Genomic DNA, 20,870 nt, shown 5'->3' on the forward strand with positions numbered 1-20,870 from the left:
GCTGGGAGAGCGCCTGCCTTACAAGCAGGATGTCGGCAGTTCGATCCTGTCATCGCCCACCATTTGAAAAAGAGACCGTGCGTCTCTTTTTTATTGCGTAAAATTCCGTTTGTCGCGCGGCTTTCCTACAGACGATAAAGATGTCATGACGTCAATTTTCCTTGACAAAAAGACGAATTTTACGTAAAATAGTGGAAGCTTTTACTCGGAGCGGTACTCAAGAGGCTGAAGAGGACGGTTTGCTAAATCGTTAGACGGTTTACCCCGTGCGTGGGTTCGAATCCCACCCGCTCCGCCAGTTTATTTATTCGACACGACGGTGTCTTTTTTTTTGCCCATAATTAAAAATTTCATGTAGAATATAAGAAATGAGCTGCCGAGATTTCGGCCAAGGAGGAAACCATGTTACTGGATGAACTGATCACCCGTCATAATCCGGAGAGTATCGCCATTCGAGGTCCCGAAAATGTCACGTATGGCCAATTGAAAGAACACATCGCGCGGTATCGCACCGTCCTGCACAAAAAGGGCGTGAAGCGAGGCGATCGTGTCGGTTTGTATGAACAAAACAGCCCTGCATTTATTTACATTTACTTCGCGATCGTCAGTCTGGGCGCGATTGTCGTTCCGATCAACTGCATGTTGACCGAAGCGGAAGTGGACTATATCGCCAAAGACGCGGGCTTGGTGTTGTTGGTCGCGCACAAAGAATTGCACACGGCGGCGCCGTTGCTTTTGGTGGCGACGTTTGTCGAAGAAGCGCAGGGCATCGCCGCAGCGGAATGCGTTCCCGCGGAAACGCAACGGGAAGATACGGATGTGACCACGTTCATTTACACGTCGGGCACGACCGGCCGACCCAAGGGCGCAATGCTTACACATCGCAATCTGGCGGAAAACGTCAAGCAGTTCAATGCGGTGTTGCCGCACGAGCCGGAGGATCACGTTCTTTGCGTGTTGCCGATGTACCATTGCTTCGGTTGGACGACTTGCGTCATGAATCCGCTTATCCGAGGGGGCAGCGTCGTTCCCGTCAACACGTTCCGTCCGGGCGAAATCTTGCAGGCGATCGAAACGTACGCGGTAACGGTATCTTTCTTAGTGCCGCCGTTGTACCATCTGCTGGTTCGCCTGGCCACGCCCGAACGGTTGAAATCGGTCCGTCTTTTCGTCTCGGGCGGAGCCAGCTTGCCCGAACCGGTCGCGAAAAAATTCGAAGAAATTTACGGTCGGCCGATTATCGAAGGCTATGGGCTTTCGGAAGCATCGCCGGTCGTTGCGGTCAATCCGGAAGAAAAACATAAATACTATTCGATCGGTCCGGCGCTTCCGGGCGTGCGCGTTAAAATTAACGGGTATGACGCGACGACGTATGAGCCGGGCACGATCGGTGAACTTTTAGTGCAGGGCGCCAACGTCATGCAGGGATATTGGCACTTGCCCGAAGCGACGGCGGAAGCCTTGCAGGACGGCTGGTTGCATACGGGCGATCTCGCTTATATGGATGAAGACGAGTATATCTACATCGTCGACCGCTCCAAAGATATGATTATCGTCAACGGGGAAAATGTGTACCCGCGCGAAGTGGAAGACGAAATCTATCGGTACCCGGGCGTGGCGGAAGTCGCGGTGGTCGGTCATCCCGACGGCTTGCGCGGACAATTCGTGTGCGCGTACATCGTGTTGCACGAAGACGCGGAACTCGATACGCAGGCCTTGCGCAAATATTTGGCGCAACGTCTTGCCGCGTTCAAATTGCCGCGCAAATACGTCGTTTTGGATGCGCTCCCGAAAAACAGCACAGGAAAAATTTTAAAACGGGTGCTGCAGGAAAGCGATACATTTTCCGGCGCGGAGTCGGACGATAAAAATAACGCGCAAAATGAGTAAAAAATAAAAAAACTGCCGTACGGCAGTTTTTTTATTGCGTAAATATATCTTAGACGAAAATTACGGATCTCGTTAAAAGCGGCCGAGCTCTTCCAGAGCCCCCGACCACATCGGCATATTCGCGAGAAATAGCCAAAAGAAAGCAATAATCAGGAAGGTGACCAAAAGTAAAAAGCCGATAAACGGAAACAGTAAGGTGCAGATGGCGCGCCCGAGACTGATTCCGTAATTTTTTTGCAACGCCGTGACCAATAGGAAGATCGTCCAGCACGTCACCACCAACGTGAGCGCGTCAAACAGCGGCGCATTGACGGCCGCCGGCAAGAAATTAAGGATCACGCCCAAGGCCGTCAGGGCATTGGGAAACAACGCGAACGGCAAGGCCTGCAAGAGCCCTTGCACGGTCCCTTCGCCGCCCAAAAGAGACGCGCAGAAATGCATGAGAGCGCCGCCGATCAAAAAATACAATGCGCCGCCGATGAGCGAGACGGCAAACGCGGCGCCCAAGGCGTTCGGCATCAGCCCGACCGAAGCGAGCGAAGTGATCAGCGTGCTCAGAATAAACACGATGACGGCTTCGCCTCGGGCATCGGTATGGGTGATACGATAAAACGCCCATTGCGGCCGCGTGATCACATCATAGAGAAGTTCCAACGCGTTACTGAGCATGGGGCGCCTCCCATTCGGTGCGAGCGCTTCCGCCTTCGCGACGAGCTAAGCTTCCGATGCTTTCACGAAACGCGCTGCGGAGCTCCGCGCCGAAGAGACGTTGCCAGGAAACCGAAGCGTCGTCGTATTCGTGCGTGGGCACGTCCGTCGCGGGCAAGCCGACGAGGTTGGCCGTATAATCGAGCGCGTCATAGTAATTGCCCATCTCGTCCACGAGACCGGCGGCCTGCGCCTGACGGCCCGTGAAAATACGTCCGTCGGCCAGTTCTCGAACCTGTTGCGGATCCATCTGCCGGCCGGTGGCGACGACGTCTACGAATTGTTCATAAATGTCATCGACCATGCCTTGCACGAGGGCGCGCTCCTCCGGCGTCATCGGGCGATCCGGCGAAAGAATATCTTTATGCGCGCCGGATTTGATTTTATCGTTGTTGATGCCGAGCTTGCCCATCAATTCTTCATAGTTCGTATAGCCGATGTACACGCCGATACTGCCTGTCATCGAGGACGGGTTGGCAAACACCCGATCGCCTTTCGCGGCGAGCCAGTACCCGCCCGACGCGCACATGTCGCCCATCGAAACGACCACCGGTTTACCGCTTGCTTTCAGCCGATCGATTTCGTCGCCGATTTCCTGCGATGCGGTGGCCGAACCGCCGGGGCTGTTAATACGCAATAAAACCGCTTTGGCTGCGGGATCCGCGGCCGCTTGGCGAATTTCTTTCATGAGTCGGCCCGAGGAGGCCGTTGTGCCGCCGCTGAAAAGGTTGGACGGTATATCGGCCGCGCCGACGATCGGACCTTCGACGCGGATCACAGCCACGTAAGCGTCACCGGTGCTGACCGCTTTTTTGGCAGGACGTGAAGGTTGTAAAAAAACAGCAAATACAATACATAAAAGGATGACGGCGCCGATCACCCAGCGCTTTTTCTTTTTATCCATGAAACCTCCTTAAAAACAAAACAGAAACAAAACAGATCAGTTTCATTTTAGCATACACAGTATTAAGCGCACGCAAAAAGAGATTAAGCATTGGTAAAAGCATTGCCGGCGTTCGTTTTCCGGTGCGCGCTACTATAGGAAATATGTTAAAATAACAAGATAGGCGATTAAGAAAATAATAATCGTGACGGAGTGAAGAGATGAAACGAATTTCAATGCGCAGTCTGCTGGTCGGGATCGACCCGGGCTCGTTATATACACGTGTGGTGGTGGCGGATGCTCAGCAGGAAATATCCGAGCCGTCGCTGGCGGCGGTAACCACGCAGGGCGAGGTTGTCGCGGTCGGAACCGAAGCGGCGATTCGCTTGCGGGCGGAGCCGCGCGGTCTTGTCGCGGTGCGACCGTTCGCGGGCGGCGTCGTGGCGCAGCAGGCCGCCGCGCAATTACTGTTACAATCGATTTTGGATAAAGTGCAACGCGGTGCCGTGACGCGGCCGACCGTGTGTCTTGCGGTGCCCTCGCTGGCATCGCAGGTGGCAGCCCGGGCATGGCTGCAGACGACGCGCAAAGCGGGCGTATTGGAAACGCTGCTGGTGGATCGCGGCGCGGCGACGGCGATAGGTACCGGTTGGGATCCGTCACGGGCGGAAGCGGTCGTTGCGGCGGATTGCGGCGCAGGATTTACGCTGACCGCGCTTTCCGGCGGCGGCTATCTCGCTAACGACTATTTGCCGGCCGGCGGTCGTGCTTTGAGCGCGGCGCTGCGGGCGTACTTGCGCGAAACCTACGGAGTGATGGTGGAGCCCGCTACGATTCAAACCCTCGTGCGTGAAGTGGCGGTCTGCGTGCCGAGCGTCGGTGAAACGCAGCAGGAATGCACGGGACGATTGTTGGCCGACGGCACATTGACAGAGTTTACCGTGACCTCGACGGAGTTATTGCCGCTCGTGCGTGAGGTGACAAATGTCTGGTTGCAACGTTTCCGCCGTTTGGTGCGCGGACTTTCCGCGCAGGCGCAGGCGGATCTTTTAGAAAACGGCGTACGCCTGACCGGCGGCTCGGCCTTGCTTAAAGGATTTGATTTGGCGCTTGCGGAAACGATCGGCATTCCCGTGCAGGTCGCGAAAGAGCCGTTCGGCACCGTGGCGCGAGGCAGTATGTTGGCGCTGAATCGGCGTGCGGAATGGCCGTATTTATTAGTCGGTGGCAACGTGGGGAGGAATGAATAGTGCGGGGAATGGAACGACGCACGCTGATTTGGGCGGTTGCCATCTTGCTTTTGATCGGTTTGGTCGGTTGGGCATGGCGGCACCGTGAGGCGGTGCCTTTTGTCACGCAACCGCTGGTCGCGGCTGCGACGCCGTTTGAATACGGAACGGCGCGTGTGGCGCAGGAGGTGCTTGCCGGCGCGACCATCTTGCGCGGAGCGGTAACAGGCTATGCGGAGCTGCAACAGTTGCGGGCGGAAAATGACGCGTTGCGCGGGGCATTGACGGCGCACCGTGAAATGATCGCGGAAAATGAGCGCCTGCGCGGTCTGTTGCAATTTGAAGCGACCTATCCGCAATACCAGGTGCTGGCCGCGCGCGTGATTACTCGTGATGACGGCGGCTGGACGCAAAGCGCGGTAATCGACCGCGGCCAAGCGGAAGGTTTGACGAAATATATGGCGGTGATGTTACCGCAAGGCGTGGTCGGATTTGTCAGCGATGTGTATCCGCATTCGGCGCGGATCCAATTTATTTTAGATCCTCGCACCGCGGTGGGCGGCATCGTGCAGCGCCCGCAGTCGCGCGTAGCGGCGCTCGTCTCCGGCAACGGTAACGACGTGGCGCATCCGGAAATGATTGATATCGTCAAAGAGGGCGATATCGTAGTGGGCGATGCGGTTGTGACATCGGGTTACGGCGGATTGTATCCCAAGGGACTTTTGATCGGTACGGTGAAAGAAATCGTGCCGGATCCTTCGGGTGTCGTAAAACGCGCCGTCTTGACCCCGGCCGTTGATTTCACCAAATTGGAAGAAGTACTGGTGATTTTGAACGCTTCTACCGCGGCCGCGCCGCTTGAGCAGATGCCGAATTTGGTTCCTGACGCGCCGCAGGAAGGAGTCAAGGGATGACGACGACCCGCTGGTGGGTAAGCGCGCTGCTTATTTTTTTCCTGCAGACGGCCGTGCTGCCGTTTTGGTGGCAGGCGGAAGTACGCCCCGATCTTTGGCTGGTAGCGGTTGCCCTGATTACGCTTTTTTACGGACCGCGGCACGGTATTTGGGTCGCTGCCTTGGCGGGAGTGATCGCCGATGTGCTGGCCGCCAATTTTTTCGGTCCGCATCTGGCGGGATACTTGCTGCTCGTTTTACCGCTGTGGCTCGCCTGGTCGCGCTTTCAGATCCGTTGGGAAATGTCGTTTCTCGCGGTGCTTGTGGCAAGTCTTTTCGCGGCGCTTGTATACTATTGCATTTGGTGGCTGGGGGGCATACCGATTAATATGACGCGAAGCTTCCTCGGCGTAGCGTTGCCGCAGGCGCTTTTGAACGCGCTGTTGGCCCTGGCGCTGCATCCGCTTTTGCGGCCGCGCCGCCAAGGAGATTGACATGCTGGAAAGTTTATATAAGAAAGTTACCGATCGTCGGTACAATTCGTTTATTTACGTCATCGCGGGTCTTTTTATGTTGCTCGTGCTGCGCCTGTTCGTGTTGCAGCTGATCGACGGGGAGCATTACCGAGAGCTCGCGGATGGCAACCGCATTCGGCAAATGACCATTCAGGCGACGCGCGGCGTCTTGCTCGATCGCAACGGCGAAATTATCGTCGGCTCGCGACCGGTCTATATCGTTTCGTATACGCCGCAGCAAAAACCGATGGATGCGGCGCTGGAAGCGCGCTTGGCAAATGTGTTGCAAATGACGCCGGCGGACATTCAAAAGAAAATCAAAGACCACGGCACGTCGTTCGGACCGGTTCCGATTAAAGTGGATATCGGTCCCGATATCGTGGCGAAAATTGAAGAGTACCGCGCCGAGTATCCCGGCGTGACGATCGAGGTACAACCGTTGCGTTACTATCCGTACGGATCGTTGGCGGCGAATGTCATCGGTTACGTCGGTGAAGCCGGTCAGGAAGATCGCAAACCCGACGGCAGCGAATTTGCGCCCGGAACGATTGTCGGTCGCGCCGGCTTGGAATTATATTACAACGATCTGCTGCAGGGGGAAACCGGCGGTCGGCAGGTGGAAGTCGACGCCACGGGGCGGCCGGTCAAAAATATTGAGGAAGCGCCGATTACGCCCGGTCATAATTTACGTCTGACCTTAGATTTACCGTTGCAGAGGGCGACGGAAGCGGCGATTTCAGAGCATCTGTCCGAGCTTGCGAAGTCGCATATTTGGCCGACAGGGGTAGCGGCCGTCGCGCTCGATCCGAATACGGGCGCGGTATTGGCGATGGCCAACTGGCCGTCGTTTAATCCGAATTCGTTTGCGGTCGGCATCTCGGCGAAAGAATGGCAAGATCTCAATGAAAACAGTTTGCGTCCGTTTGATGATCGCGTGGTCTCGGGTACCTATCCGCCGGGCTCCATCTTTAAGGTAATCACCGGCACCGCGGCGCTCAACGCGAAAGTCGTCACGCCGGAAGAACGGATTTACGATAACGGTCGGCACTGGCTGATTGATAAACGCAATGCGGCAGGCGAAGCGTTCGGCTGGATTAATTTCCAGGAGGCCATGGCCAAATCGGATAACGTTTACTTCTACGAATTGGGCAACCGTCTGGGCATCGACCGGATTTCCGAGATGGCGCGCGCGTTCGGTTTGGGCGAAGCGACCGGCATTGATTTATACGGAGAAGCGTCCGGGCTCGTAGCGACCGAACAGTATAAAAAAGAAGTATTTCATGACGACTGGTATTTGGGCGAAACGTTTGACGCCGCGATCGGGCAAAGTTTTAACTTGGCGACGCCGCTGCAAATGGCCTCCGTCGTCAGTCAGATTGCCAACGGCGGCACGCGGTACAAACCGTACCTCGTGAGTCGCATCAATCATTTGGACGGCTCGCCGTACCAAATCCATCAGCCGCAAGTGGCGGGACGGCTTGTCGTTCCGAAATCGGTACTCGATACCGTGAAACGTTCCATGTGGGCGGTTACGCAGGAAGGCGGCACCGCGGGCGCTTTGTTTCACGGTTATCCGATTGAAGTCGGCGGCAAGACCGCGACGGCGGAAACGGGCGACGGTCCGGATCACGCGTGGTTTGCGGCATTTGCGCCGTACGACCATCCGCAAATTGTGATCGTGGTGCTGGTGGAACACGCCGGCTACGGGATTGAGTCGGCGGCGCCGATCGTTAAACAAATGTTGGATGCGTATTTTCACATTCCGACAGCGAAACCATAGAAAGGAAACGGATAAATGGGGCAAATCATCACACTGGCATCCGGCAAGGGCGGCGTCGGTAAAACCGTAGTCACTGCGACATTCGGCGCGGCGCTGGCGGAACGCGGCCAACGCGTGTTGCTGCTGGACGGCGACATGGGTCTGCGCGACCTCGACCTGGTGTTGGGCGTCGAAGACCGCGTGCTGTTTGATATCTTTGATGTCGCAACGGGACGTTGCTTTGAAGAAGATGCGATTTTACATATCGCGCCGAATCTCGATTTCATGCCGGCCAGCCAACGCTATCGCTGGGAAGAGCTCGAAGGCGATGCGGTACTGACCGTGTTGGAAGATTTGCGCGACCGCTATGATTACCTCTTGGTCGACAGTCCGGCGGGCATCGGTAAAGGGCTCATGTACACGCTTGCGATGGCGGATCGGATTTTTCTCGTCGTGGAACCGACCTGGGTGTCGTTGCGAGATACCGACCGCGTCATGCACTATATGCATGAAGATCGGATGTTTCATTACGCGGTGATTTTCAATAATTTTCATAATGCGCAGACGCCGGGGTATTTGACGGCGGAAGAAATGGCCGATCAGATGCAGCCGGAACATCTCGGCGGCATCTTGCCGCATGCGCCGGAAGTCGTGGCGCAGTCCCAGGCGGGGAACGTCATGAACGTGGCGCAGTTGGGCGCGTTCGGCAAAGCGATGACGCAAATGGTGGATGACTTTTTAGCGGGACGGGAACGCAGCGTCGAAGAGTGGTCACGGTTTATCGATCGACACTACCGCGCGGGGGAAGGCAACCGCTCGCGCATCGCCCGTCGTCAATCGCAAAGCGCGGCATGGCGCCGGCGCCGAGGCTAGTATGGGTATCGAACGTTGGTGGCGCTCGACGGATCGGGCGCTGGTGTTGGTCACGCTGGCGTTGACGCTGCTCGGACTGCTCTTCATCGGATCGGCGTCTCATATTAATCAGGCGGGGCTTCATGTTTCGGATTACTTGGCGAAGCAGGCGGCGTTTTTGGTGGCCGATATCGCCATTTTCGTGTACTTGTTACGCTTTGACTACAGGAAACTCTACCGCTACGCACCGGCTTTATATGGGGCCAATTTAGTCGTTTTGATAGCGGTTATGGTGGTGGGTACGAGCGCGCTCGGCGCGCAACGTTGGATCACGATCGGGCCGATCAGTATTCAGCCGTCGGAATTTGCCAAAATCATTTATATCGTCTGTTTAGCGCGATTTTTGTGTCGGCCGTCGCTGGATTTGAAAAAATGGAGCGGACTTTTTTATACGGCGCTCTTTTTGCTGCCGCCGTTTGCGCTGGTCTTGCTGCAGCCGGACTTGGGCACGAGTTTGGTGTTCGGAGCGATTACGCTCGGCGGTTTGTATATCGCGGGCGTGCGCATGGACTACATTCGCAAAGTTTGCCTGGCGGGGCTTGCGGTCTTGCCGCTGGCGTGGTTTTTCCTGCTCAAAGAGTACCAGAAGAATCGTATTCTCGTGCTGTTTGATCCGGAACGCGATCCGTTCAATACCGGGTACCACGTGATCCAGTCGAAAATCGCGATCGGTTCGGGCGGTCTGATCGGTAAAGGTTTGTTTGCCGGCACGCAGAGCCAGCTGAATTTCCTGCCGGAAAACCACACGGACTTTATTTTCGCGGTGGTCGGTGAGGAAACAGGTCTGGTCGGCGCGTTATTGCTGTTGCTGTTGTACTTCGTGCTGCTGTACCGCGGCATTTGGATTGCCAGCACGGCCGCCGATCGGTTCGGGCGCTATATCGCGACCGGGATCGTGGCGATGTGGTTGTTTCAGATTTTCATTAATGTCGGGATGACGATCGGCATTATGCCGGTCACCGGTATCCCGCTTCCGTTCTTAAGTTACGGAGTCAGTTCGTTGACGCTTAATTTGTGCAGCGTCGCGTTGTTATTAAATATTTACCTGCGGCGCAAAACCGTTTTGTTTGATGCGTCCGCTTAGATAGGAGTCAGGATGTCTACAGTCAGCGTCTCGCCGTTTTTGCTCAATACCGTGCAAAAACCCGCGCGTTACATCGGCGGCGAATACAACAGCATCGTCAAAGATCACCGTCAGATGGCGGTGTCGGTGGCGCTCGCGTTTCCCGATGTGTATGAGGTGGCGATGAGCCATCTCGGTTTGAAAATTTTATATGAAGTGATTAATCGGCAGGAAGATGCGGTCGCCGAGCGCGTTTACGCGCCGTGGCCGGATATGGAAGCGGCCATGCGTCAAAACGGGTTGCCGCTCTATACGTTGGAAACTAAAACGCCGGTGAAAGAATACGATATTTTCGGTTTTACCTTACAGTACGAAATGTCCTGCACGAATGTGTTGAATATGCTCGATTTGGCGGGATTGCCGATCTGGAGCGAAGAACGTACGGACGATATGCCGCTCGTGGTCGCGGGCGGGCCGTGTGTCTATAATCCGGAGCCGCTCGCGCCGTTTATCGATGTCTTTTTTGTCGGTGAATCGGAAGAGTCGGTTGTCGAACTGGTCGATGCCGTCAAAGCATGGAAAGCGGCGGGGCGTCCCGACGGACGGCGCGGCCTTTTGGAACGCATGGCGCAAATTCCGGGCAACTATGTGCCCGCGTTTTATGATGCGCATTACGATCGCGCGGGGAATTTCGCGCGGCTCGTGCCGAATACGGCGGCGGCGCCGGCGAAGGTGCGAAAACGCGTGGTGGAAAATGTGGACGAGCTGCCCGTTCCCTTGCACCCGATTTTACCGCATATCGAGTCCGTGCACGATCGCGCGGTGCTCGAACTGTTTCGCGGCTGCACGCGGGGCTGCCGGTTTTGTCAGGCGGGCATGATTTATCGTCCGGTGCGGGAAAAAACGCAGGAGCAGTTGCTTGCGATCGCGCGCGAACTGATTAAAAACAGCGGCTATGATGAAATTTCGCTGATGTCGCTTTCATCGGCTGACTATTCGCAGCTCGCCTCGCTGGTCGACGCGTTGTTCGCGGAGTTCGCCGATCGCGGCGTGAGCATCAGCTTGCCGTCACTGCGCATCGACAGTTTTTCCGTCGATATCGCGAAAAAAGTGCAGCAGGTGCGTAAAAGCGGTCTGACGCTCGCTCCGGAGGCGGGCACGCAGCGCCTGCGCGATGTGATCAATAAAGGCGTGACGGAAGAAGATTTAATGCAAGCCTGCACCAACGCGTTTGCGTCCGGCTGGAATCGCGTGAAGCTATACTTTATGCTGGGCTTGCCGACGGAAACCGATGAAGATTTAGCGGGCATCGCGGAACTCGGTTACCGCGTGAGCGATCTGTACCGATCGATCACGGGCCGCATGAACGCGCATGTCACGATCAGCGTATCGAGTTTTGTGCCGAAACCGTTCACGCCGTTCCAATGGTTCGGCCAAATTCCGAAAACGGAAATCGAACGGCGGCAACAGTATTTAAAAAGTCAAATCAAAAGCCGCAATATTCACTACCGCTACCACGATGCGCCGACCAGCTTGCTGGAAGCGGTCTTGGCGCGCGGTGATCGGCGCGTTGCGCAAGTCATTTACGCCGCGTGGAAGCAAGGCGCGAAATTTGACGGCTGGACGGATTGGTTCAAGCCGGAATACTGGGACAAGGCGTTTCAAGAGACCGGTATCGATCCGCGCTACTATGCGGAGCGGCAACGTGATTTCAATGAACCTTTGCCCTGGGATCATATCGATTGCGGCGTGACGAAAGATTTTCTGCACCGCGAATGGCGACAGGGCGTGAACGCCGCGCTGACACACGATTGCCGTCGCCTCTCCTGCGCGGGTTGCGGCGTCTGCCCGCAGCTCGGCGTCAGCGTACTCGACGGAATGGAGGGAAATCGTGCCAAGACTACGTTTATCTATCGCGAAAGATGAGCCTTTGCGTTTTTTAGGGCATCTTGATTTTATGCGCTCGATGGAACGCGCGTTGCGCCGCTCCGATTTGCCGATCGCGTACTCGGAAGGCTTCCATGCGCATATGAAAGTCAGCTACGATTCCGCGCTCGCGGTCGGCGTGACGGCCGATCCGCTGTACATGGATGTTGAATTGAGCGAAGACGTGCCGTATGAAGACGCGGCGCACGCGCTGGCGGCCGCATTGGCGCCGGGCGTGCGGTTGACGGCGGGTGCGTATATCGAACAGCGCGCGCCGAAACTGATGGCATTGATCAATTATGAGCAATACAGAGTGACCGGTCCGCTTACGGCGGCGTTTAGCGATGCGCAATTTCAGGACGTTTTGACGCGCTTTAACACGGCGACGACGATTCCCTATACGAAAGTCACGCCGAAGAAAACGCGGCAACTTGATGTGCGCAACATTGTGCCCGAACCGTTGCGCGGCCGGATCGAAGACGATTTTGCAACCGTTACGGTCGGCCTTTGGCGCACGCTTGCCGGCAGTATCAAACCGACGGAACTTTTTGAGATCTTGGCGAACGACTTCGGGTTGCCCGTTGCCGTGGGACAGTGCCTGGTGTCGCGTGTGAAGGTGGCGCGCCGTACAGAAGACGGCACGTATATTTTGCCGCTCGATGCGGCGGCGCAGGAAAAATTATGAGCCGCTTACTGGTGAATACGACTCCGCGGGAGACGATTATCGCGGTGACGCAGGGAAATGATCTGACGGATCTGGTGATTCAACCGACCGACGGGGAAGCACTGCTGCATCGTATTTATAAAGGAGTCGTCAAAAATGTGGTCGCGGCGCTCGATGCGGCGTTTGTCGACATCGGTACCGGCGAAAACGGTTACTTGCCGCTTCTCGGCGGCAAATCGCGCGATCTCGAAGGACATAAAATCAGCGTCGGCGCGCGCGTGCTCGTGCAAGTGACGAAAGAAGCGCGCGGCACGAAAGGTCCGATGCTTACGACCAAACCCTCGCTGGCGGGACGGTATGCGGTGCTTTTAACCAAAGGCCGTTACGTCGGCGTTTCGAAACAAATACAGGAGGCGGCGGAACGGGAACGCTTGCGCGGACTCGTCGGCGCCCAATTAGGCTCGGGAGACGAGGCGTGCGGTTTTATTCTGCGGACAGCAGCACAAGGTGTGGATGCGGCGGAATTAACGCATGACCTCGCGTTCCTGCGGCGCACCTGGGAAAGTATCCGGCGGCGGGCGAAGATCGCATCCGCGCCGGCGTGTCTTTACCGGGAGGCGGATATTGTGTTGCGCGCCGCGCGCGATTACGTGACGCCGTCGACCGAACAGATTATCACGAACGATCGCGCCGCGTATGAACGGCTTGTCGATTTGGTTTCCGAACAGCCGCAAGTGGAAGTGTCCTATGTCGCGGCGAATGATTTGCTCGTGCAGCACGGCATTCAGGACGCGATCGCTCCGTTGCTCGAACGCCGCGTGGAGGTGGCGGGCGGCGCTTACATCGTGATTGATCCGACCGAAGCGCTGACCGCGATCGATGTCAATTCCGGAACATTTCGGAGCGGACACGGTCGGGACGATTTGGCGTTGCGCGTCAATCTCGCCGCGGCGCAGGAAGTGGCGCGACAGATTCGCTTGCGCAATATCGGCGGCATGATCATCGTTGATTTTATTGATATGCAGCGCAAAGAAGATCGCGAACTCGTGCTCACAGCATTGCGGGCGGCGGTCAAAGAAGATCGCGTACGCACGACGGTCGTGGAAATGACGGTGCTCGGACTGGTCGAGATGACGCGTCACAAGACCGGACCCACGCTGCAGGAAAGTCGCTATATGCGTTGTCCGGAATGCGCGGGTACGGGGTACGTGATGACGGCCGCCGCGATCGTGGAACAAATCACCGAAGAGCTGCGGCAAAAAGCAGAGCGGGGATTGGCTGATCGCGTACTGGTGCAGGTGCATCCGGCGGTCGCGGATTATTTGCGGGAGGAAAATCTGGCGGCGCAATGGCAGACCCGCTTTCATAAAGAATTTATCATCGCGACGCACCAACGGCCGTCGCGGACGCAGTACCAACTTGCGGCGGCGCCGCAGGAGGACTAGCGAAAGGAGTCAACATGCGTTTACGAAGAAAACCCTGGATCGATGAAGCGATTCTCGACTACGCTGATTTTTTATCGATCGGCTGGCCGGAAAATTGCCGCGGGTGCTGGCAGGACATTTTCGCGCGCGGTGAACGCCCGCTGTGGGTCGAACTCGGCACCGGCAAAGGGCAATTTATTGCCGGCTTGGCGGCGCAGCACGAAGATGTGAACATCATCGGTATCGAGTTGCAGCGCGGCGTACTCTACTACGCCGGACAGAAGGTAGCGGCGGCGGAGCTCGCCAATGTGCGCCTGGTTGAAGGTGATATCAGCGAACTGTTAGACGTGTTCGCGCCGGGCGAAGTCGATCGTTTTTATCTTAATTTTTGTGATCCGTGGCCGAAAGCGCGGCATGCCAAACGTCGGCTTACCCACCGCGGCTTTCTCGAAAAATATGCGACGCTCTTGGCGCCGCAGGGTGAAATCCATTTCAAGACGGACAATCACGATTTATTTTACTTTTCCATCGAAGAGTTTCAAGCGCTCGGCTGGACGCTGCGCGATGTGACGGACGATTTGCATCAAAATGAACCGGCGGAAAATGTCCGCACGGAATACGAACAGAAATTTTCCGCTAAAGGGCAACCGATTTATCGTTTGGTAGCTGTAGTTCCGGAGAGGAAAGGCCATGACGAAGAGAACGCGTAAGCAGAGCCGACGGAGCTTTTGGGGCGCGCTCGGTCACCGACTTCATCTGCGCAAGTTCGGCTACGGCGATTGGTTTTTCGTCGTGGTGCTGTTTTTGCTGATCGTAGGCACGGTGAATGTTTTCAGTTCCACTTTTTATATGAATTTGCGCAGTTCCGCGGGGATCGCCTCCGATCTGTTTCGCCATGCGTTGTTTTTAGCGCTCGGCGCGATTTGCGGCGGTCTGGTTTACCGGTTTAATTACCAGAACCTGCGCAAGAGCATGACGCTGTGGATCGGGATCACGGTGCTGATGTTGCTCCTCGTGCAGGTGGCGGGACTGACCGTTAACGGAGCGCGCCGGTGGATCGCGCTGGGCGGATTTACGTTCCAACCGTCGGAAGTGGCGAAACTCGTCGGCATTATGTGCACCGCCTCCGGTCTTGCGCTGCGTGTTGAGCGCGGCGAGCCGGTGCGGCTTTGGCAGTCGCTGGGCGGCGCGTTGGGAGCCGCCGGAAAACAGCAGTGGAAACGCATGAAGATCTTTCTTGCGGAATGGCAGCCGCTGCTGTGGCCGTTGGTGTTCGGCGCGCTCATCTTTCTGCAGCCGGACTTCGGCACCGTGATTTTGGTCTTGGGCGTGCCGCTTCTGCTGTATTTTTTGGCGGGCTTGCCGCAGCTGGAAATTGTCGGTACGTTGATCGCGGCCGCGATCTTGTTCGTCGCGGGCGTTATCGCCGCACCGTATCGCATGCAACGTCTTATCGCCTGGTATGATCCGTTCAGCTACGCGCGTGATCTCGGATACCAGGTCGTGCAAAGTATTATTGCCGTCGGTTCCGGCGGATTTTTGGGACAAGGTTTCGGGCAGGGCTTGAGTAAATTCGCGTACCTGCCGGAGCAACACACGGACTTCGCGTATGCGGTCTTCGCGCAGGAAGCCGGATTTTGGCTGGCGGTCTTTGTTCCGCTTGCTTTTCTCGCGCTTTTATTTACCGGCTTTAAAATCGCCGGCCGCGCGCGCGACCACTACAGTTCGTACTTGGTCTACGGACTGGTGACGTTGCTGGTCGGGCAAGGGTTGTACAATACCGCGATGACGCTCGGCGTCTTACCCGTCACGGGTGTGCCGCTGCCCTTTATCAGTTACGGCGGTTCCGCGATGGTCGTGAATTTGATTTCCGTCGGCATGATTTTGGGCGTGGAACGCAAAACCCGCGAGCTGGAGGAGCGGGAAGCGCATTGGGCCAAAGTTCGCGCGCTTTCGGAAGGAATCGCGCCGAATCGGCGCTGGCAGCCGCCGCGTTGAAATGTATTTGGCAAGCTTTTTAAAACTTGCTATACTGATGCGTAGTATCTCTTATTCAGTCCTGTGAGTCGGAGCAGGTCCGGCGCAACATCCGAAGCTCTCTGTGCACAGAGAGCTTTTTTCATGAAACGGGGAGACCAATGAAAAAATATGTGGACGTAGACGAGAAATTACCGATTTGGGAAACGTTACCCCTGAGCATTCAGCATTTGTTCGCCATGTTCGGCGCGACGGTGCTCGTACCGTTTTTGCTGAAGGTTGATCCTTCGATCGCGCTTTTGATGAACGGGATCGGCACGCTTTTGTACATGGCGATCTGTAAGGGGCGCTTACCCGCGTACCTCGGTTCGAGTTTTGCGTTTATCTCGCCGGTCACCCTGATCGTTTCCATGGGGCTCGGTTACGGCGCCGCGCAGAGCGGCTTCATCGTTTTCGGTCTGTGTTTCGTCTTGCTGTCCTTTTTAGTGAAAAAGGTCGGTGTCGGCTGGATTGATACTTTGTTCCCGCCGGCGGCGATGGGCGCCATCGTTGCGATCATCGGTTTGGAATTAGCGCCGAGCGCGATGAATATGGCGGGACTGGTCGGCGACCCCATTCCGGGGGTGGATCCGCAACTGGCCGTGATCGTTTCGATTTTCACTTTGGTCGTGACCATTTTGGTATCTTTATTCGGTCGCGGTTTTTTGGGCGTCATTCCCGTGCTGATGGGCGTAGTCGCGGGATATATTCTCTCGCTCTTCCTCGGTATCGTGAATGTGGACGCGATCACGGCGGCGCCGTGGTTCGCCGTGCCGACGCTGTATATGCCGGAATGGAACTGGCAGGCCATTATCATTATTTTGCCCGCAGTCTTTGTCGTTTTCGCCGAACACATCGGACACCTTGTGGTGACGAGTCATGTCGTCGGCCGCGATTTGATGACGGATCCGGGACTGTCGCGCTCGCTTTTGGGCGATGGTCTCGCGAATATTCTCTCCGGTATCGTAGGGGCGACGCCGAATACGACGTACGGTGAAAATATCGGCGTCATGGCGATCACGCGCGTCTACAGCGTGTGGGTCATTCGCGGCGCGGCCATCATCGCCATTCTCTGCTCTTTCATCGGCAAAATTTCCGCGGTCATTCACGGCATACCGACCCCGGTCATGGGCGGCGTCTGCATCCTTCTCTTCGGTATCATCGCCACCACCGGTTTGCGCATGCTGATCGAACAGAAAGTGGATTATACGCAACCGGAAAATCTGATTTTAACCGCGGTCACGCTGATTACCGGCCTTTCCGGCGCGGTGTTGAACTTCGGTCCGTTCCACTTGAAGGGAATGGCGTTGGCGACGGTCGTCGCGATGGTGATTGCGATCGTTCTGCGCTTGTTCCGCGGCTTTCGTCCGCAAGAATAAATAAAAAACGCACTGCGGTGCGTTTTTTATTGTCCGGAAATACTTCCCGGACGTTGTTTGTACAGGGTTCATATTCGCGTATAAAGCACGTCAAAGCGATGTTTTCATGCCTTTGGTATAATTACAGAAAAGGAGGCATTATTGATGCGAAAATTACCCGTTTTGACATTGGGATTGACCTTTGCCGTTACCGCCGCGTTTGCGCAGGCGGGACCGAGCAATCATAGATTACTGCCGCCGTTACCGCCGTTGCCACAACAACATGCAGAGACCTACGCGCCGGTGGTCGTAGTCGCGCCGGAAGCGGTCGCGACGCCGTCTGCTGAAGCGACTGTAGTGCAGGCGGATAATCAGATCCGTTGGGTCATGGCGGTCGACTTCATGACAGTCGAAGTCCGCATGGCGAAACCTCTTCCCGCGGACATGACACAGCCGGACGCCGTCGCACTCGCGCAGCGGAATTTCCACATCAGCGATAATGTGAAAATTATTTCCGCGCCGTTGCCGGTGCCGGGCGAAGATAAGCTGTATCGCTTGCGCGTGGACGGATTTTCACCCGAGACGCTGTACCGCATCCGTTACCAGGATGCGGAGGAACAGACATTCCGTACCTATCGCAATGATCGCGAAATGAGCGAACATTATAAAAACCGTTACGGCGACTTTTTCTAAGAAATAAAGGAAAAGCGCAGTGAACGGCGAAATAAGTCACTAACAGAATGCTTTGAGGAGGCGGTATCGTGAAAGATTATGCAGGTTCTCAGATTCGTAATGTGGCGGTCCTGTCGCACGACGGGGCAGGTAAAACAGCCGTGGTCGAAAATTTGCTCGCAACGACCGGAGCGATCGAAGGTGTCGGCACAGGCGCCGATAATAAACATGTTCTCGATTTTGAGCCCGAAGAAATCAAACGCAATGTCACGATTCAATTGGGGATCGCGCCCTGCGAATGGAAAGGTTACAAGCTGAATTTCATCGATACTCCGGGCTACGGTGAATTTTCCGGTGAAGTGCGGGCGGCCTTGCGCGCGTGCGACGGCATCCTCATTATCGTTTCCGCCGAATCGGGCGTCGAAGTGGACACGCAGCGCGCGTGGGATTACGGTGACGAACTGGCGCTGCCGCGGATGATTTTTATCAATAAAATGGACGCCGAACAGGCGAATTACGACAAGACCCTTGCCGAAATGCGCGAACGTTTCGGTAAAAGCGTCATGCCGTTGCACTTGCCGTTGGGTGAAGGCAAAGATTTCCACGGCATCATTGATATCGTGAAAATGAAAGCGACCGTTTGGGAAAACGGTCAGGAAACGGAAATTGATATTCCGGAAGAATGGCAGGCGCGCGCGTCGGAAGTACGCGACATGGCGATTGAAGCGGCCGCGGAAGGCGACGACATTCTACTGGAAAAATATTTGGATGGCGGCGAACTGACGGTCGAAGAAATTCGCCTCGGTTTGCGCGAAGGCATGAAGAGCGGTCGCGTTGTGCCGGTCATGATCGGCTCGGCGCTGGCGAAAATCGGCTTGGATAAAATGCTGGATCGCATTATCCGCTACATGCCGGACGCTTCCGCGCGCACGATGGAAGGCACGAATCCCAAGACGGAAACGAGCGTCACGGTGCATGCGGACAATCCGTTCAGCGCGTTTGTCTTCAAGACCGTCATCGATCCGTTTGCCGGTAAATTATCCTACATTCGGATTATCTCTGGCACCTTGCGTGAAGGCGACAAGCTGATCAACCAGACGCAGGATCTGACGGAACGCTTTACGAAAATGTACACGACCGTCGGCAAACAGCAGATTCCGTTAGCGCAGGCGACGGCGGGCGACATCATCGCGATCCCCAAACTCGAAGCGAAAACGGGCGATACTTTCTCCGACGCGGGTTTCCCGGTTGTATATGAACCGGTGCGTTTCCCGAAATCGCTGTACATCGTAGCGGTCGAACCGGAAAGCAAAGGCGATGAAGAAAAACTCGCCGCCGGCTTGCTCCGGTTGGCGGAAGAAGACCCCACCTTTGTCACGCAAAAAGATCCGGAAACGCGGCAGACTTTGGTGTATTCAATGGGTGAAATTCATCTGCAGCATAATCTCGGCAAACTTGAACGCAAGTACGGCACCAAAGCGCGCGTCGTCGAGCCGAAAGTACCGTATCGGGAAACGATCCTGGGCAAGGCGGAAGGCGAAGGTAAACACAAGAAACAAAGCGGCGGTCATGGTCAATACGGTCACGTCTTCCTGCGCGTCGAACCGACGACGGAAGACTTTGAATTCGTTGATGACATTTTTGGCGGCGCCGTACCGCGTCAATATATTCCAGCGGTCGAAAAAGGCGCGCGGGAAACCTTGGCGAAAGGCATGATCGCGGGCTATCCGATGATCGGCGTGCGCGTCACGCTCTACGACGGCTCGTATCACTCGGTCGACTCGTCGGAAATGGCGTTCAAAGTAGCGGCCTCGCTGGCGCTGCGCAAGATTATTCCGCAGGCGCAACCGATATTGTTGCAGCCGGTGTACAACGTGAACGTATTCGTGCCCGATGAATACATGGGCGCGATCGTCGGCGATCTTTCCGCGAAAGGCGGCCGGATCCTCGGCATGGAACCGGGCGAGCGCGGCGGCGAATCCGTGGTGCGCGCGCAGGTCGCGTTGGGCAAAATGTTCTCCTACGTGACGGAACTGCGTTCGCAAACGCAGGGGCGCGGCACGTTCAACATGGAATTTTACCAGTACGAACAGGTGCCGTTCCAAGAAGCGCAGGAAATCATCGACGCGTACACGGCAGAAAAAGAAGAATAAGAAACAAAAAAAGACCGCTGCGGCGGTCTTTTTTATTGGTTCATTTATTTTATTTGCGGTAAAAAGCACAGGAGAATAAAATCTGTCATGAAAAGCGTGTGCTGTCTGTCCTTGTCGGCGGTCGGTTTACCCCGTATAGTTGAGTAAAGAAACGGTAAATTTTTACGAAAAGGGGTAGTATTTATGCATCGACGTATGACCGTGGCGGCGCTGATGGCGGCCGCCGCATTGATTTGTTTTGTGTACCTGCGCATTGAGGTGCCGATGGCCTTCGGCCTGACCGGTAAAGTCTATTTCGGCTATACCTTTATTTTGATCGGAGCGTTACTCACCGGTCGTTGGTACGGCGCGCTCGCCGGCGCCGTCGGACTGACGATGGCAGATCTGCTGGCGGGTTATATAACGAGCGCGTTGCCGACGTTTCTGTCGTTTGCGGTGCTCGGATACCTGGCCGGCGCGGGTGCGGATTGGTGGCGAGCGCGCTACGGGGAAACGAAATGGATGGCGCTGACGGTTTCGGCGGTGGCGTTCACGATTTTCGCGGTGGTTGAACCGTTGATTCGCTCGACATTCAAATATTTTGTGCTGGGCTATCCGTTCCCGATGGCGGTCGGTTCCGCCGGTAACGTATTCATTGCCAGCCTCCTGTGCGCGCCGGCGACATTTATTCTGTTGGCCGTTTTGTATCCCGCCGTGCGCCGCGCTTTGCCGGAATTGACACAGGCGCTGATTCGCGATCGCAGTAAAATGCAAAAAAGCGCCGCCGCGACGACACGTATCTGAAAAACATTTTTAACGTCCTCTT

18 protein-coding genes and 1 tRNA gene are annotated in these 20,870 nt (G+C 56.0%); 17 read left to right on the top strand and 2 right to left on the bottom strand.

The features are described 5' to 3' along the window. Positions 1 to 207: 207 nt before the first annotated feature. A tRNA-Ser gene (locus RDN69_RS01550) sits at positions 208 to 298 on the top strand. A gap of 104 nt (positions 299 to 402) precedes the next feature. Beyond that, positions 403 to 1,890, top strand: coding sequence for a class I adenylate-forming enzyme family protein (locus tag RDN69_RS01555; protein ID WP_034437071.1), 1,488 nt, complete (start codon positions 403 to 405; stop codon positions 1,888 to 1,890). 72 nt (positions 1,891 to 1,962) lie between these two features. Here the strand turns inward: RDN69_RS01555 and RDN69_RS01560 are convergent, their stop codons facing one another. Both RDN69_RS01560 and sppA read right to left on the bottom strand, forming a co-directional pair. Then, positions 1,963 to 2,559, bottom strand: coding sequence for a YIP1 family protein (locus RDN69_RS01560; protein ID WP_273259413.1), 597 nt, complete (start codon positions 2,557 to 2,559; stop codon positions 1,963 to 1,965). Next, complete coding sequence (gene sppA, locus RDN69_RS01565; protein ID WP_034437067.1) at positions 2,549 to 3,502, bottom strand: signal peptide peptidase SppA; 954 nt, start codon at positions 3,500 to 3,502, stop codon at positions 2,549 to 2,551. The genes RDN69_RS01560 and sppA overlap by 11 nt, the downstream gene beginning before the upstream one ends. Before the next feature lie 200 nt (positions 3,503 to 3,702). Here sppA and RDN69_RS01570 point away from each other — a divergent pair, with 200 nt between their 5' ends. The 15 genes from RDN69_RS01570 (at position 3,703) to RDN69_RS01640 (ending at position 20,848) form a co-directional block, all read left to right on the top strand. Further along, positions 3,703 to 4,731, top strand: a complete 1,029-nt coding sequence (locus RDN69_RS01570) for a rod shape-determining protein (protein WP_052098607.1) — start codon at positions 3,703 to 3,705, stop codon at positions 4,729 to 4,731. Between the two features lie 8 nt (positions 4,732 to 4,739). Continuing rightward, complete coding sequence (gene mreC, locus RDN69_RS01575) at positions 4,740 to 5,624, top strand: rod shape-determining protein MreC (protein WP_273259477.1); 885 nt, start codon at positions 4,740 to 4,742, stop codon at positions 5,622 to 5,624. After that, complete coding sequence (gene mreD / locus RDN69_RS01580; RefSeq protein WP_273259412.1) at positions 5,621 to 6,097, top strand: rod shape-determining protein MreD; 477 nt, start codon at positions 5,621 to 5,623, stop codon at positions 6,095 to 6,097. The genes mreC and mreD overlap by 4 nt, the downstream gene beginning before the upstream one ends. A 1-nt stretch (position 6,098) precedes the next feature. After that, a complete protein-coding gene (gene mrdA / locus RDN69_RS01585) occupies positions 6,099 to 7,898 on the top strand; it encodes a penicillin-binding protein 2 (RefSeq protein ID WP_024048231.1) in 1,800 nt (599 codons plus the stop codon). A 15-nt stretch (positions 7,899 to 7,913) separates the two neighbouring features. Then, positions 7,914 to 8,750, top strand: coding sequence for an AAA family ATPase (locus RDN69_RS01590; RefSeq protein WP_273259411.1), 837 nt, complete (start codon positions 7,914 to 7,916; stop codon positions 8,748 to 8,750). Position 8,751: 1 nt separating this feature from the next. Continuing rightward, a complete protein-coding gene (gene rodA, locus RDN69_RS01595) occupies positions 8,752 to 9,873 on the top strand; it encodes a rod shape-determining protein RodA (protein ID WP_273259410.1) in 1,122 nt (373 codons plus the stop codon). Positions 9,874 to 9,885: 12 nt separating this feature from the next. Further along, on the top strand, positions 9,886 to 11,778 hold the full coding sequence (locus RDN69_RS01600) for a TIGR03960 family B12-binding radical SAM protein (protein WP_273259409.1): 1,893 nt from the start codon (positions 9,886 to 9,888) through the stop codon (positions 11,776 to 11,778). Continuing rightward, complete coding sequence (locus tag RDN69_RS01605; RefSeq protein ID WP_273259408.1) at positions 11,744 to 12,463, top strand: TIGR03936 family radical SAM-associated protein; 720 nt, start codon at positions 11,744 to 11,746, stop codon at positions 12,461 to 12,463. Before RDN69_RS01600 ends, RDN69_RS01605 begins: the two co-directional genes overlap by 35 nt. Then, entirely contained in the window at positions 12,460 to 13,887 is a 1,428-nt protein-coding gene (locus RDN69_RS01610) for an Rne/Rng family ribonuclease (RefSeq protein ID WP_024048226.1), read from the top strand. Before RDN69_RS01605 ends, RDN69_RS01610 begins: the two co-directional genes overlap by 4 nt. Before the next feature lie 14 nt (positions 13,888 to 13,901). Beyond that, entirely contained in the window at positions 13,902 to 14,576 is a 675-nt protein-coding gene (gene trmB / locus RDN69_RS01615; RefSeq protein ID WP_034437061.1) for a tRNA (guanosine(46)-N7)-methyltransferase TrmB, read from the top strand. Continuing rightward, a complete protein-coding gene (locus tag RDN69_RS01620) occupies positions 14,557 to 15,864 on the top strand; it encodes an FtsW/RodA/SpoVE family cell cycle protein (RefSeq protein WP_052098604.1) in 1,308 nt (435 codons plus the stop codon). Before trmB ends, RDN69_RS01620 begins: the two co-directional genes overlap by 20 nt. Before the next feature lie 140 nt (positions 15,865 to 16,004). Further along, on the top strand, positions 16,005 to 17,261 hold the full coding sequence (gene uraA, locus RDN69_RS01625) for a uracil permease (protein WP_034437059.1): 1,257 nt from the start codon (positions 16,005 to 16,007) through the stop codon (positions 17,259 to 17,261). Positions 17,262 to 17,405: 144 nt separating this feature from the next. Next, complete coding sequence (locus RDN69_RS01630; RefSeq protein ID WP_024048281.1) at positions 17,406 to 17,933, top strand: hypothetical protein; 528 nt, start codon at positions 17,406 to 17,408, stop codon at positions 17,931 to 17,933. 68 nt (positions 17,934 to 18,001) lie between these two features. Further along, positions 18,002 to 20,065: an elongation factor G gene (gene fusA, locus RDN69_RS01635; protein ID WP_024048282.1), complete on the top strand. Its 2,064-nt coding sequence runs from the start codon at positions 18,002 to 18,004 to the stop codon at positions 20,063 to 20,065. A 183-nt stretch (positions 20,066 to 20,248) separates the two neighbouring features. Continuing rightward, a complete protein-coding gene (locus tag RDN69_RS01640) occupies positions 20,249 to 20,848 on the top strand; it encodes an ECF transporter S component (RefSeq protein ID WP_024048283.1) in 600 nt (199 codons plus the stop codon). The last annotated feature ends 22 nt before the right edge of the window (positions 20,849 to 20,870 follow it).

Origin of the sequence: uncultured Negativicoccus sp. (assembly GCF_902480485.1) — a bacterium.
Taxonomy (GTDB): Bacteria; Bacillota; Negativicutes; order Veillonellales; family Negativicoccaceae; genus Negativicoccus; species Negativicoccus succinicivorans.